Consider the following 13,672-nt stretch of genomic DNA (forward strand, 5'->3'; position numbering starts at 1 on the left):
TCTGCCACCTAGCGCGTCGTCCGTGCACTCGCCAGCCTTGCCTGAATTGGCAGGGTAGGGTAGGGGGATGCCTCTTTTTCAGGCACATCCATGCGCAACCTTGCCCCTATCCAGATCGGTCCCGTCCGGATCGAGAGCCCCGTCGTGCTCGCGCCGATGACCGGCGTCACCGACATGCCGTTCCGCACGCTGGTGCGACGCTATGGCTCTGGCCTCAACGTCACCGAGATGGTGGCGAGCCAGGCCGCGATCCGCGAGACGCGCCAGTCGTTGCAGAAGGCGGCATGGGACCGGCTCGAGGAACCGGTGTCGATGCAGCTGATCGGCTGCACCCCCTACGAGATGGGTGAGGCCGCCAAGCTCAGCCAGGATCGCGGCGCCGCGATCATCGACATCAACATGGGCTGCCCCGTGCGGAAAGTCGTCAATGGCGATGCAGGATCGGCGCTGATGCGCGACACCAAGCTCGCCAGCGCGATCATCGAGGCGACGGTCAAGGCCGTCGACGTCCCCGTGACGCTCAAGATGCGTATGGGCTGGTGCCACGACAGCCTGAACGCGCCCGACCTCGCGCGGATCGCGGAAGACCTCGGCATCAAGCTGATCACCGTCCACGGCCGCACACGCAACCAGATGTACAAGGGCAGCGCCGACTGGGGCTTCGTCCGCAAGGTCAAGGACGCGGTCACGGTCCCGGTGATCGTCAACGGGGATATCTGCGGAATCGAGGACGCCGAAGCCGCAATGGACCAGTCCGGCGCGGATGGCCTGATGATCGGTCGGGGCAGCTACGGCCGCCCGTGGGTGCTCGGCCAGGTGATGGAGTGGTTCGCTACCGGCCGCCGGATCGAAGACCCGTCGATCACCGAGCAATATGACGCGATCGCAGGCCATTACGAGGCGATGCTCGAACATTACGGGATCGAGACTGGCGTCAACATGGCGCGGAAACATATCGGCTGGTACACCAAGGGGCTGCCCGGTTCGGCCGAGTTCCGCAACAAGGTCAACCAGGTCCCCGATCCCAAGCAGGTCAAGGCGATGCTCGCCGAGTTCTACGCTCCCTGGCGCGAACTTGCAGCGGCCTGACACGCAATCCCGGGGGCGGCCAGGCTTTGCGGAGCTGTTCGCCGCACTGCCGGTCGCGGTCGTCGTCGTCGATCCAGACCACCGCGTCGCGCACGCCAATGCACTCGCGGAGCAATTGCTGAACCTCTCCGAGCGGTTGATGATCGGCCAACCGCTCGATGCGATCATCCCGCCGCCCGACGATCCGCGTAACCGCGATGGGCACGGCCTGGCCGTATACGACACCGAGATATCGACCGCACGCGGCGTGAAGATCCGCGTCGATTTCGCCGAAACGCAGATTGCGGACTATCCCGGCTGGCGTGCGATCACGCTCCATGCGTCGGCAACATCTCGGCGACTGGGGCATTCGGTCGACCGCGCGGCCGGAGCAAGGGCGGCGGTCGGTGCGGCTGCGATGCTGGCGCACGAGATCAAGAACCCGCTATCCGGCATCCGCGGTGCCGCGCAGTTGCTCGGCGCGGGCGAACTTACGACGCTGATCGTCACCGAGGTCGACCGCATTGCCGCGCTGATCGACCGCATGCAGGACTTCAGCGACACGCGGCCGCTGCCGCTCGCCAGCGAGAACATCTATCCGCTGCTCGGTCATGCCCGCCGGCTTGCCCTTGCCGGGTTTGCGCGCGGTATCACGATCGAGGAACGCTTCGATCCTTCGCTCCCGCCGGCGCAGATCAACCGCGACGCCCTGCTCCAGATCGTCATAAACCTGCTCAAGAACGCGCGCGAAGCCGTTAGAAACGAACGCGAACCGCGGATGGTGATGACGACCGCCTATCGCCATGGCATCACCGTCAGCGCCGCGCCGGGCAAGCCGCGCGTGCCGCTGCCGATCGAGATCTGCATCTTCGACAATGGCCCCGGCGCGCCCGTCGATATCGCCGATCACCTGTTCGATCCGTTCGTTTCGGGCCGTCGCGAAGGGCAGGGGCTCGGTCTCGCGCTCGTCGACAAGCTCACCCGAGACATGGGCGGCATCGTCCAATACGCCCGGGAAGGTACGCCGGAAATGACCGTCCTTCGCCTGTTACTACCGAGAGCGGCATCATGAGCACCGTCCTGGTCGTCGATGACGACGCCGCCATCCGCACCGTCGTCGCGCAGGCCCTCCGTCGCGCAGGCCACGACGTCGCCGTCGCCGACAGTCTCGCGCAACTCGAACTCGCGCTCGCCGTGTCTCTGCCCGACGTCCTCATCACCGACGTCATCCTCCCCGACGGCGACGGCATCGATCACGTCCGCAGCGTCGCCGCGCGCTTCCCGCTGCTGCCGATCATCGTCCTCTCGGCACAGAACACTCTGACCACCGCGGTCCGCGCGGCAGAGGTGGGCGCGTACGAATACCTCCCCAAGCCGTTCGATCTCGACGTCCTCACGAGCGCCGTGACGGGCGCACTTGCCCGCGGCGGCATGGTGTCGGAGGACGCGCTCCATGACGAGGACCGGGCGCTCCCACTAATCGGTCGCTCGGCGGCGATGCAGGACGTGTACCGGATCATCGCGCGCGTGGTCTCGAACGACCTGACCGTGCTGATCTCGGGCGAATCGGGCACCGGCAAGGAACTCGTCGCGCGCGCGATCCACGATCTGGGCCCGCGTAGCGCAGCCCCGTTTGTCGCGATCAACATGGCTGCGATCCCGCGCGAACTGATCGAGGCCGAGCTGTTCGGGCACGAACGCGGCGCCTTCACCGGCGCGGCGACGCGTAATGCCGGCCGGTTCGAGCAGGCGTCGGGTGGCACGCTGTTCCTCGACGAGATCGGCGACATGCCGATGGAGGCACAGACCCGCCTCCTCCGCGTGCTCCAGTCGGGCGAGTTCACCAGCGTCGGCGGCGCGCGGACGATCCGCGTCGACGTCCGCATCGTCGCCGCCACCAATCGCGACTTGTCCGCGCAGGTTGCGACCAGCCAGTTCCGCGAAGACTTATTCTACCGCCTCAACGTCGTGCCGATCGCGCTGCCCGCGCTACGCGAACGGCGGCAGGACATCGCCTTGCTCGCGCGCCACTTCCTCGATCACGCCGCGACCCAGGGATTGCCGCGTCGTCAGCTTGCCACCGACGCGATCACCGCGCTCGGTGCGCATGCCTGGCCCGGCAACGTCCGCGAGCTCGAAAATCTTATGCGCCGTCTCGCGGTTCTTGCGCGCGACGAAGTGATCGACGCCGAGGCGATCCGGACGATGCTCGGCACGCAGGTCGGTGCGAGCGAGGCGCCCGATATCGACATCGCGCAGGCGGTTCGCGCGATGATCGAGCGGATCGCACGCCAGGATCCCGCTGCGCTTGACGATGGCACCCTGTACGACCGCGTGATCGGCGAAGTCGAACGGCCGTTGATCGAGGTGATGCTCGCGCGCCACGGCCAGAATCAGCTCCGCGCGGCCCGCGCGCTGGGGATCAATCGGAATACGCTCCGCAAGCGGCTCGACACGCTGGGGATCGATCTCGGCGGTGAATCGGTCGCCTGATTGCACCGAAACGGCAATCTTCCAGTCATTATGTGGTTTAAAGGCAACGGTTGACGTTGTATCGGGGCATCGATGATCGCTTCCGCGGCGCTACCTATGGATGAAGACGGGCTTCCGACCCGGTTTGCCGTGACGCCCGCGATCGAGGGGCTGGTCGTGGCCGTGGCGGTTGCGATCGGCGTCGCGAGCTACTTCACGATCACCGGGACGGACGCGCCGCAGCGTCTTCTTGCTCCCCCGCTCGTCGCGTTGCTGCTGGTCGCGAATCTCGTCCCCGGCATCGCGCTCCTGATGTTGCTCGGCCGCCGTGTCGCCATGCGCCGCGCGGCTCGGTCGCCCGTTGGTGGCGGCGGGCGTCTCCATGTTCGGCTGGTGGCCCTGTTTTCTATCGTCGCCGCGGTGCCGATGCTGCTCGTCACGATCTTCGCGTCGCTGCTGTTCCAGTATGGCGTGCAATTCTGGTATTCGGATCAGGCGCGCGGGATGCTCGAGAACGCGACCGGCCTCGCCCAGTCGTCCTACGCCCGCCAGCTCAACCGGTGGCAGGAAGCGACCGTGACGATGGCGAGCGACATGTCCGCCTATCTCCGCGAGCGCTCGCTCCAAAGCCCCGACTTCTCCGGCTGGTTCCTCCAGCAGGTCTATTATCGGAGTCTCTCGGAAGCCGCGTTGTTCAAGCTGTCGCCGCAGCGTGGCATCCAGACGCTGGCGATCGTCAATCCGTACGAGATCGACTTCACGCGTCGGGTCACGCCCTCGGCGATCGCCGAACTGCGATCGGGCAAGAGCGCGGTCGTCGCGGTCACCGGCGATCGCATCCAGACGATCACGATGCTGCCGGGGTCGGACGAGCTGTTCCTCTACGCGGGCCGCGTCGAGGATACCAAATCGCTGTCCGAGCAGACCACGCGCGCGAACGAGGTGCTGACGAGTTATCGATCGTTGCTCGCACGGGCCCGCAGCTTGCAATTGCGGTTCAACGCCGCGCTGCTGCTGATTTCACTGCTGATCGTCGGCGTTGCGGTCTGGATCGCGCTGGCGGTGGCGGATCGTCTGGTGCGGCCGGTCGGCGAACTGGTCGATGCGGCGCGCCGGGTTGCCGAGGGCGACCTGACCGCACGCGTGCCGGACCCGCGCAGTCGCGACGAGGTCGGCACGCTGGCCAACGCGTTCAACCAGATGACGGGGCGGCTGGAAGAACAGAATACCGAGCTCGTCACCGCAAACGGTCAGCTGGAGAACCGCCGCGCGTTGATCGAGGCGGTGATGGCGGGCGTCTCGGCCGGCGTCGTCGCGACGAGCCGCGATCGGACGATCACGATCGCGAACGATTCCGCCACGGGATTGCTGGCGACGGTCGTCGGGACGGATAGCCTGGTCGGTCGCCGACTGGTCGATGTCGCGCCCGAACTCGATGCGATGCTCGACAGCGGCGACCGGGAGGCGATCGTCGAAGTCGGGCCGGCGGGCGATATGCGGACACTTGCCGTGCGGATCGCGCGACCGACCACCGGCCCAATCCTGACGTTCGACGACATCACGCAGCAGTTGCTTGATCAGCGTCGCGCGGCATGGTCCGATGTCGCGCGACGGATCGCGCACGAGATCAAGAACCCGCTGACGCCGATCCAGCTTGCCGCCGAACGCCTTCAGCGTCGCTACGGTGCCAAGGCCGAGATGCAGGACGGTACGTTCTCGCGGCTGACCGACACGATCATCCGCCAGGTCGGCGATCTCCGCCGGATGGTCGACGAGTTCTCCTCGTTCGCGCGGATGCCCAAGCCCGTGTTCCGCGAGGAATCGCTGGTCGATGCCGCGCGGCAGGCGCTGTTTCTGCACGAGGTGGCGCACCCCGCGATCGGCTTCCATTTGGTCAACGACGACCCGGGTCTGGCGCTGGTTTGCGACCGTCGTCAGATCGGTCAGGCGCTCACCAACATCGTCAAGAACGCGGTGGAAGCCGTCGAAGCGCGTGGCGAATCCGGTGGCTCGGTCACCATGACGCTCAGCCAGGATCCAGGCCGCAGCGTCAGCATCGCGGTGGCGGATACCGGCATCGGTCTGCCGCCGGATCGCGACCGGATCATGGAACCCTATGTGACGACCCGGGCCCGGGGGACGGGGCTCGGGCTTGCCATCGTCAAGAAGATCATCGAGGAGCATTGTGGTACGATCGGCTTTTCCGATCGGCCCGGTGGCGGTACAATCGTCACCATGACCTTCGACGCCAAGGCGCTGGACGCGCTCGACCAAGGGGCATCGGCACCCGAGTTGGCAGGGGAGGGCCAGCTCGCCACGATGACCCGCAACCGGATATGATTTGATGGCGCTCGATATTCTCGTCGTGGACGACGAACGTGACATTCGCGAACTCGTGGCAGGGGTCCTCGAGGACGAAGGCTATGAAACGCGCGACGCTGGCGACAGCGACTCCGCGCTGGAGGCGATCGCCGCGCGTCGTCCGTCGCTCGTGCTGCTCGACGTATGGCTGCAAGGCTCGCGGCTAGACGGGCTCGAACTGCTCGACGAGATCAAGCGTCGCGACCCGTCGATCCCGGTCCTCGTCATCTCGGGTCACGGCAATCTAGACACCGCTGTCGCCGCCATCCGCCGAGGCGCCTCCGACTTCATCGAAAAGCCGTTCGAGGCCGAACGCCTGCTCATCATGGTCGCGCGCGCGACCGAGACGGAACGCCTCCGCCGTGAAGTCGCCTCGCTGCGTGCGACAGTCGGCCGCGAGACCGATCTGACCGGCAATTCGGGCTCGATCAACGGGGTTCGCGCGACCTTGAAGCGCGTGGCGTCGACCGGTAGCCGCGTCCTGATCATGGGGGCGGCTGGCGTCGGCAAGGAAGTCGCTGCGCGACTGCTGCACGGCTGGAGTCTGCGCACCGACGCGCCGTTCATCATCGTCAGTGCAGCGCGGATGACGCCCGAGCGGATGGACGAGGAGCTGTTCGGCGTCGAGGAGGCGGGCGATCTGGTCCGCCCTGGTCTGTTCGAACAGGCGCATGGCGGGACGCTGTTCCTCGATGAGATCGCCGACATGCCGATTGCGACCCAGGCGCGTATCCTCCGTGCGCTCACCGATCAGGCTTTCACGCGGGTCGGCGGCACGCGGGTGGTGAAGGTCGACGTTCGCGTCGTATCGGCCACAGCGCGCGATCTCGTGTTCGAGATCGCGGAGGGGCGTTTTCGCGAAGACCTCTATTACCGCCTCAACGTCGTGCCGGTTACGATCCCGCCGCTGTCCGACCGCCGCGAGGACATCCCGGCGCTCGTCCAGCATTTCATTGCGCATTACGCGTCCGAACGCCGCGTCCCGACGCCGGAGATCGCGCCCGATGCGATGGTCGCGTTGCAGTCGTACGACTGGCCCGGCAACGTCCGGCAGTTGCGCAACGTCGTCGAACGCACGATCATCCTCGCGCCGGGCGACCGGATCGGCCGGATCGATCTCGACCTGTTGCCGGCGGAAGTGCTCGGCGACCAAGGCGACATTGGGTCGGCGGGATCGACCGCGATCATGGGATCGCCGCTGCGCGAGGCGCGCGAGACGTTCGAGCGCGAATATTTGCGTGTCCAGATTCGGCGGTTTTCGGGCAACATCTCGCGCACAGCCAGCTTCATCGGCATGGAGCGATCGGCTTTGCACCGGAAACTGAAACTGCTCGGGATCACCGAAACACGCGACGAATAGAGCGCCGTAATTTCGCCGTCCTCTGGAACTATGGCCGCATCGATCATAGATCACACAAGGCGCCCGGTAACCGGGTGCATCTCCGACGCTGGGAAACAGCGCCTCGCGGGCAAAGTCCCGCCAAAAACAAAGGGTTATCCCATTGGCCGAAAAACCAGGCTCGCTTCAGGATCTGTTTCTGAACGCACTCCGGCGCTCCAAGACGCCGGTCACCATGTTCCTCGTCAAGGGCGTGAAGCTCCAGGGCATCGTCACGTGGTTCGATAATTTTTCCGTTCTGCTCCGCCGCGATGGCCAGTCGCAGTTGATCTACAAGCATGCGATCTCGACGATCATGCCAGCCGGCCCCATGGACGTGTCGGCAATCGTCGACGCGGTGGGAGAAAGCCAGAAGAAGCACCCGTTGTTGCAGGATATCTTCCTCAACGCCGTGCGCAAATCCGAAGACAGCGTGACGATGTTCCTGATCAACGGCGTCATGCTGCAGGGCCAGATCGCAGGCTTCGACCTGTTCTGCATGCTGCTCCAGCGCGAGGGCATGGCGCAGCTCGTCTATAAGCACGCGGTCTCGACGATCCAGCCGGCGCGCCCGCTGAATCTCGCCGAAGAGCCCACCGACACGGATGACGAAGATGACGCGGACGGTGACGATTGAGTAGCGGGTTCGAACGCGATCGGGACGAGTTCACCCGCGGTACGCGGGCGATCGTCGTGCTACCCGACCAGGGTAACGCGTCGCGTGATGTCGATGCGCGTCTGGAGGAGACTGCCGGGCTTGCCGGGGCGATCGGCGTCGAGGTCGTCGAGCGGATCGCCTATCGTGTGCGCCAGCCTAAACCTGCAACGCTGATCGGTAGTGGGCAGGTCGAACTGCTCGCCACGCAGGTGCGCATGGAGGAGGCGGGGCTCGTCGTGTTCGATGCGAGCCTTACTCCGATCCAGCAGCGCAATCTGGAAAAAGCGCTCGAAACCAAGGTCATCGACCGGACCGGACTGATCCTCGAGATCTTCGGCGAGCGCGCGGCGACCGCCGAAGGCCGATTGCAGGTCGAGCTCGCGCATCTCGATTATCAGGCGGGGCGTCTGGTCCGCAGTTGGACGCATCTCGAGCGTCAGCGGGGCGGCTTCGGCTTCCTCGGTGGCCCGGGCGAAACGCAGATCGAGGCGGATCGTCGCCTGATCCGCGACCGCATGGCCCGGCTCAAGCGCGAGCTGGAGCAGGTCAGTCGCACGCGTGGCCTGCACCGCGAACGCCGTCAGCGAGCGCCATGGCCGGTCATCGCTCTGGTCGGGTACACCAATGCTGGCAAATCGACGCTGTTCAATCGACTGACCGGCGCCGATGTCATGGCGGAAGACCTGTTGTTCGCAACGCTCGATCCGACGCTACGGCAGATCCAGCTCCCCGGCATCGACAAGGCTATCCTGTCCGACACGGTAGGCTTCGTGTCCGATCTGCCGACCCAATTGGTCGCGGCGTTCAAGGCGACGCTGGAAGAGGTGGTGTCGGCGGACCTGCTCGTGCACATCCGCGATATTGCGCATCCGGACACCGAGGCGCAGCGCACCGACGTCGGGACCGTGCTCGCGGAGATCGGCGTCGATGAAAACACGCCGCGCTTCGAAGTATGGAACAAGCTCGATCTTCTCGATGCCGACACACACGACGAGATCGCCGGGCAGGCAGCGCATCGTGACGACGTCGTGGCGATCTCCGCGCTGAGCGGGGAAGGGGTCCAGCACCTCATCGAGCAGGTGGCGGCGAAGCTCACCGGCGCCCACCGACGCTATAGCATCACGATCGAGGCCAGCGACGGAGCGGGGGCGGCGTGGCTCCATGCGCACGGCGAAGTGCTGGGCAGCGTCAGCGACGAGCTCGATACGACCTACGATGTCCGGTTGTCCGAGACCGACTACGACCGATTCAGCCGCCGCGATGCTTGACCGCCTGCCATAGCGCTTCCTTCTGATCGAGCGTCATGGCGGCGAACGCGTCGCCGCCATCGGCCTCTATTGCCCGGAAACGTGCTTCGAACTTGGCGTTGCCGGCCCTGAGCGCGGCTTCGGGATCGACACCGAGATGCCGTGCCCAGTTGGTCACGGCAAACAGTAGATCGCCGATTTCCTCTTCTACCGTGTCTAAGCCGGCCTCGCGAACCTCTTCTATTTCCTCGACAACCTTGGCGAGAGGCCCAGCCGCATCCGGCCAGTCGAACCCGACACGGGCGGCACGCTTCTGTAGTTTTTCTGCACGAGCCAGAGCCGGCAGTCCGATCGCCACGCCGGCGAGAGCGCTGTGATCGGACTTCTCCGCGCGCTCGGCGGCCTTGATCTTTTCCCAACCTGGCGAGGAGGTTGCGTCGCCGAATATGTGAGGGTGACGACGCTCCATCTTGTCGCTGATAGCGGCAACGACATCAGCCAAGGTGAACGCGCCGGACTCCTCGGCGATACGGCTGTGGAACACCACTTGGAGCAACAGGTCGCCGAGTTCGTCCTTGAGGTCCGCCGGGTCATCGCGCGCGATCGCGTCCGCGACCTCATAGGCTTCCTCGATCGTGTAAGGCGCGATGGTCGACCACGTCTGAACGCGATCCCATTCGCAACCTTCGACCGGATGACGCAGTCGCGCCATGATGGAAACGAGCCGTTCGATCATCAAGGACTCCATTGATAGCGCGCGATCTAACGCATAACGTGAGATCGATAATATACATTATGTAAAATCTATTGCTTGTTTGGCGTAAGAACGAGCGTGGCATTCTCGACCCGCCACGATCCCAGCCTCGACAGGAAGTTCATGCCGATCACGTCGGTCTCGCCAAACGCCGGCGACGTGACGATGCCGAGGTTGGTGGCGGTGATCGTGCCGATCGTCACGCTCTTGGCGGTCGCGGTGCGCGCCGATACCGTACCGTTGGCGGTCTCAATGATCGCTGGAAACGGGCTTTCGTCGCTATCCAGGCTGGTGGCCTTGGCCGTAGCGGACGACAAGGCGGTCGTCGTCGCACCACTATCGATCAGCATCCGGCGACGGACACCGTCGATATCGACATCGGCCCAGAAATGCCCGTCTTCCGCCATGCGAATCCGAGTTTCGGTTCCGCTGACCTGCTGATCGGAAAACATGGTCCTCAAGCCAGACAGCCGATCCCGCTGGCTCGCGATCAGCAGGCCAACCGCGAAGATCGCGACCCACGCCAGCGCCATCTTCAGCACCGGCTTCAACGGCAGTCGGCGCGCGACCAAGGCCGACAGCGGCAGGATCAACATGACCGCATACAGCGCAAACTGGGCTGCGCGATCATCGGTCATGCGGTCAGGATCAGGCCGTCATAGCCAGGCTCGACGCCGGCCGGCAGTTCGTGACGCAACGTCACATAATCCATCGTGTTGTCCATATGGATCAACGCGGTCCGCTTCGGCGTCAGGCGCTCCACCCAAGCAAGCACGGCGGGAAGTTCCATGTGCGTTGGATGCGGTCTCCGGCGGAGTGCGTCGACTACCCAGATGTCCAGATCCTGATACAGGCTGGCCATGTCGTCGGTCATCAGGTTGAAATCGGTTGCGTATCCGATCGAGATTCCGGCTGCCTCGAACCGCAGGCCGGCGGCATTAATACTACCGTGCGGCTGGTCGGTCACGGAAATATCGATCCCGCCGATCGTCAACCGATCGGGCAGAACTTCGGCGGCGATCGTCGGCGGATAGCCAGGGCGACCGTGGAAAGCATAGGTAAAGCGCGCGTCCAGCGCTGCAAGCGTGAACGGCCGGGCGTAGCCACGAACGGGCTCTCCGGCTGCGTGGAAAAGTTGGCGTAGATCGTCGATACCGTGGCAATGATCGGCGTGATCGTGCGTCCAGATCACCGCATCGACCCGGTCGATATCCGCGGCCAGCAATTGCTCGCGCATGTCGGGACTTGTGTCGATCAGGATCCGCGTACCGTCATGCTCTACGATAGCGGACGCACGGCTGCGCCGGTTGCGCGGCTCGGTCGGATCGCATTCGCCCCAGTCGTTGCCGATCCTCGGCACGCCGGAGGATGTGCCGGAGCCGAGGATCGTGATCTTCATGCCGCTGCCCCTGACACCCGCGTCTTGCCGAACAGCGTGTGGAAGTTCTCGGCCGTACGGCGCGACAGTTCCTCGACATTTTCGCCGCGAAGGTTGGCAAGAAACGCCGCGGTGTCGGCAACGAAGCCAGGTTCGCCGGTCTTGCCCCGATGCGGCACCGGCGCGAGGAACGGCGCGTCCGTCTCGATCAGTAGTCGTTCGATCGGCAGGCGTGCGGCGGTCTCCTGAAGGTCCCGCGCGTTCTTGAACGTCACGATCCCCGAGATCGAGATATAAAGCCCCAAATCCAATGCCTTGTCCGCGAAAGCTCCGCTCGCTGTGAAGCAGTGGATGACGCCGGGATAGGCCCCCTTCCCCATCTCCTCGGCCATGATCGCCGCGGTATCGTCCTCGGCATCGCGCGTATGAACGACGATCGGCAGGCCAGTCTCTCGCGACGCGGCGATGTGCGCGCGGAAGCTCGCCTGCTGGCGGGCATGGTCCGAGGTATCGCGGAAATAGTCGAGGCCGCTTTCGCCGAGACCGACGACGCGGGGATGCCGTGCGCGCTCGATCAGCTTGGCGGCGTCCACGTCGGGATACACGTCAGCCTCGTTCGGATGGATGCCGATCGTCGCCCAGACGTCAGGCTCGCGCTCGGCGGTGGCGACGATATCGTCCCATTCGCTCTCGCGCGTCGAGATGTTGAGCATCGCCGTGACGCCGCGCGCGCGTGCGCGTGCGAGCACCGCCTGCTGGTCCTCGACGAGGCCCTTGTAGTTCAGGTGGCAATGGCTGTCGGCGAGCATCAGGCCTCCGCAGGCAGTTCGAGACGCGGGAATACGGGCGCCGGCGGTGCGATCCGGAAGTCGGAAGCAGCCACACGATCATACCAGCCGTCGTCGTCTATCGCGGCATGGTCGCGCTCGGTCGCGCCGATCTGCTCGAGCACTTTCCCAGCGGAGTCCGGTACTACCGGCAGGACCGCGATCGCGAGCATGCGGATCGCGCGGACCAGCGTACGCAGAACCGCGTTCATCCGCTCGGGATCGGTCTTGCGCAGCGCCCAGGGTGCCTGCGCGTCGATATACTGGTTGCACGCGAAGACGCCGCGCATCCACGCCTCGATGCCCTGCGACAGCGCGAGATCGGTGAAGCCCGACTTGAACCCCGCACAGGCGACGACGACCTCCTCGATCAACATCCCGTCGGCATCTTCGACCCTACCAGCCGTGGGAAACTCGCCGCCCAAGTTCTTGGCGATGAACGACAATGTCCGCTGCGCAAGGTTGCCGAAGCTGTTCGCCAGCTCGGCGTTGACGCGGGTCACGATCGCCTCGGGCGAGTAGCTGCCGTCCTGGCCGAAGCTCACGTCGCGAAGGAAGAAATAGCGCAGCGCATCGACGCCGAAAGCATCTGCCAGCGCCATCGGATCGACGACGTTGCCGACGGACTTCGACATCTTCTCGCCCCGCGTGAGAAGGAAGCCGTGGCCGAACACGCTCTTGGGCAACGGAATGCCCGCCGACAGCAGGAACGCGGGCCAATAGACCGCGTGGAAGCGGACGATGTCCTTGCCGATCAGATGGATATCCGCCGGCCAGTATTTCGCCTTGTCACCGGTCATGTCGGGATAGCCGATCCCGGTCAGGTAATTGGTAAGCGCATCGACCCACACGTACATGACGTGGCCGGGGCTGCCCGGCACCGGCACGCCCCAGTCGAAGCTGGTCCGCGAGACGGACAGATCCTTCAGGCCACCCTCGACGAAGCGCATCACCTCGTTGCGACGGCTTTCGGGGCGGATGAAGTCGGGGTTGGCGGCGAAGAGATCGAGCAAGGGCTGCTGATATTTCGACAGGCGGAAGAACCAGGTCTCCTCCGCGGTCCATTCGACCGGCGTGCCTTGCGGCGAGCGGCGATCGTCGCCCTCCCCGGTCAGCTCTGACTCATCGTAGAACGCTTCGTCGCGGACCGAATACCAGCCTTCGTAGCGGTCGAGATACAGATCGCCTGCGTCCGCCATCGCCTGCCAGATCGCGGCGCTCGCGGCGTAATGATCCTCGTCGACGGTGCGGATGAAACGGTCATACGAGATGCCAAGAAGGTCGGCCATCTCATGGAAATACGACGACATTTCGTTGGCGAGTTCGCGCACGGGAATATCGCGGTCACGCGCGGCCTGGACCATCTTCAGACCATGCTCGTCGGTGCCGGTCTGGAACAGGACGTCACGCCCGGCCTGGCGCTGAAAGCGCGCGATCGCATCGGCGGCGATCATCTCGTACGCGTGGCCGATATGCGGACGGCCATTAGGATAGTGGATCGCGGTGGTGATATAGAAAGGGTCGGCCAT

The 13,672-nt window shown here is 64.9% G+C and carries 12 protein-coding genes; 7 read left to right on the top strand and 5 right to left on the bottom strand.

The features are described from left to right. Positions 1-90 precede the first annotated feature (90 nt). The 7 genes from dusB to hflX all read left to right on the top strand — a co-directional run bounded on the left by dusB (position 91) and on the right by hflX (position 9,205). Complete coding sequence (dusB, locus tag ASG20_RS04235) at positions 91-1,089, top strand: tRNA dihydrouridine synthase DusB (protein WP_056048903.1); 999 nt, start codon at positions 91-93, stop codon at positions 1,087-1,089. Beyond that, positions 1,076-2,140 (top strand): two-component system sensor histidine kinase NtrB, encoded by a 1,065-nt coding sequence (locus ASG20_RS04240; protein WP_056048906.1) that lies wholly within the window; start codon positions 1,076-1,078, stop codon positions 2,138-2,140. The genes dusB and ASG20_RS04240 overlap by 14 nt, the downstream gene beginning before the upstream one ends. Next, entirely contained in the window at positions 2,137-3,561 is a 1,425-nt protein-coding gene (gene ntrC, locus ASG20_RS04245; RefSeq protein WP_056048908.1) for a nitrogen regulation protein NR(I), read from the top strand. The genes ASG20_RS04240 and ntrC overlap by 4 nt, the downstream gene beginning before the upstream one ends. Before the next feature lie 72 nt (positions 3,562-3,633). Then, a complete protein-coding gene (locus ASG20_RS04250; protein WP_082470723.1) occupies positions 3,634-5,880 on the top strand; it encodes a sensor histidine kinase in 2,247 nt (748 codons plus the stop codon). A 4-nt stretch (positions 5,881-5,884) separates the two neighbouring features. After that, positions 5,885-7,261: a nitrogen assimilation response regulator NtrX gene (gene ntrX, locus ASG20_RS04255; protein WP_056048911.1), complete on the top strand. Its 1,377-nt coding sequence runs from the start codon at positions 5,885-5,887 to the stop codon at positions 7,259-7,261. A gap of 88 nt (positions 7,262-7,349) precedes the next feature. Further along, the gene (gene hfq / locus ASG20_RS04260; protein WP_082444118.1) at positions 7,350-7,916 is read left to right on the top strand and encodes an RNA chaperone Hfq; all 567 of its coding nucleotides are present in this window, start codon (positions 7,350-7,352) and stop codon (positions 7,914-7,916) included. Then, positions 7,913-9,205: a GTPase HflX gene (hflX, locus tag ASG20_RS04265; RefSeq protein ID WP_056048916.1), complete on the top strand. Its 1,293-nt coding sequence runs from the start codon at positions 7,913-7,915 to the stop codon at positions 9,203-9,205. The genes hfq and hflX overlap by 4 nt, the downstream gene beginning before the upstream one ends. On the opposite strand, the gene mazG is transcribed toward hflX, so the two are convergent. The 5 genes from mazG to metG all read right to left on the bottom strand — a co-directional run bounded on the left by mazG (position 9,186) and on the right by metG (position 13,672). Next, positions 9,186-9,920 carry a nucleoside triphosphate pyrophosphohydrolase gene (mazG, locus tag ASG20_RS04270; protein ID WP_082470816.1) on the bottom strand — a complete coding sequence of 245 codons (735 nt, stop codon included), beginning with the start codon at positions 9,918-9,920 and terminating at the stop codon, positions 9,186-9,188. The two genes, hflX and mazG, sit on opposite strands and share 20 nt — an antisense overlap. Positions 9,921-9,988: 68 nt before the next feature. Further along, a complete protein-coding gene (locus ASG20_RS04275) occupies positions 9,989-10,576 on the bottom strand; it encodes a retropepsin-like aspartic protease family protein (protein WP_056048922.1) in 588 nt (195 codons plus the stop codon). Continuing rightward, positions 10,573-11,337 (bottom strand): MBL fold metallo-hydrolase, encoded by a 765-nt coding sequence (locus tag ASG20_RS04280; protein WP_056048925.1) that lies wholly within the window; start codon positions 11,335-11,337, stop codon positions 10,573-10,575. The genes ASG20_RS04275 and ASG20_RS04280 overlap by 4 nt, the downstream gene beginning before the upstream one ends. Further along, a complete protein-coding gene (locus ASG20_RS04285) occupies positions 11,334-12,125 on the bottom strand; it encodes a TatD family hydrolase (RefSeq protein ID WP_056048928.1) in 792 nt (263 codons plus the stop codon). The genes ASG20_RS04280 and ASG20_RS04285 overlap by 4 nt, the downstream gene beginning before the upstream one ends. Then, positions 12,125-13,672: a methionine--tRNA ligase gene (gene metG, locus ASG20_RS04290; RefSeq protein WP_056048931.1), complete on the bottom strand. Its 1,548-nt coding sequence runs from the start codon at positions 13,670-13,672 to the stop codon at positions 12,125-12,127. Before metG ends, ASG20_RS04285 begins: the two co-directional genes overlap by 1 nt.

This window comes from Sphingomonas sp. Leaf198 (assembly GCF_001424005.1).
In the GTDB taxonomy this organism is placed as follows: domain Bacteria; phylum Pseudomonadota; class Alphaproteobacteria; order Sphingomonadales; family Sphingomonadaceae; genus Sphingomonas.

What these genes read in the sequence shown, in the direction of transcription:
- dusB (WP_056048903.1), top strand. Translation starts at nt 91, where the DNA reads ATGCGCAACCTTGCCCCTATCCAGATCGGTCCCGTCCGGATCGAGAGC.
- ntrC (WP_056048908.1), top strand. Translation starts at nt 2,137, where the DNA reads ATGAGCACCGTCCTGGTCGTCGATGACGACGCCGCCATCCGCACCGTC.
- ASG20_RS04250 (WP_082470723.1), top strand. Translation starts at nt 3,634, where the DNA reads ATGATCGCTTCCGCGGCGCTACCTATGGATGAAGACGGGCTTCCGACC.
- ntrX (WP_056048911.1), top strand. Translation starts at nt 5,885, where the DNA reads ATGGCGCTCGATATTCTCGTCGTGGACGACGAACGTGACATTCGCGAA.
- mazG (WP_082470816.1), bottom strand. Translation starts at nt 9,920, where the DNA reads ATGATCGAACGGCTCGTTTCCATCATGGCGCGACTGCGTCATCCGGTC.
- ASG20_RS04275 (WP_056048922.1), bottom strand. Translation starts at nt 10,576, where the DNA reads ATGACCGATGATCGCGCAGCCCAGTTTGCGCTGTATGCGGTCATGTTG.
- ASG20_RS04280 (WP_056048925.1), bottom strand. Translation starts at nt 11,337, where the DNA reads ATGAAGATCACGATCCTCGGCTCCGGCACATCCTCCGGCGTGCCGAGG.
- ASG20_RS04285 (WP_056048928.1), bottom strand. Translation starts at nt 12,125, where the DNA reads ATGCTCGCCGACAGCCATTGCCACCTGAACTACAAGGGCCTCGTCGAG.
- metG (WP_056048931.1), bottom strand. Translation starts at nt 13,672, where the DNA reads ATGGCCGACCCTTTCTATATCACCACCGCGATCCACTATCCTAATGGC.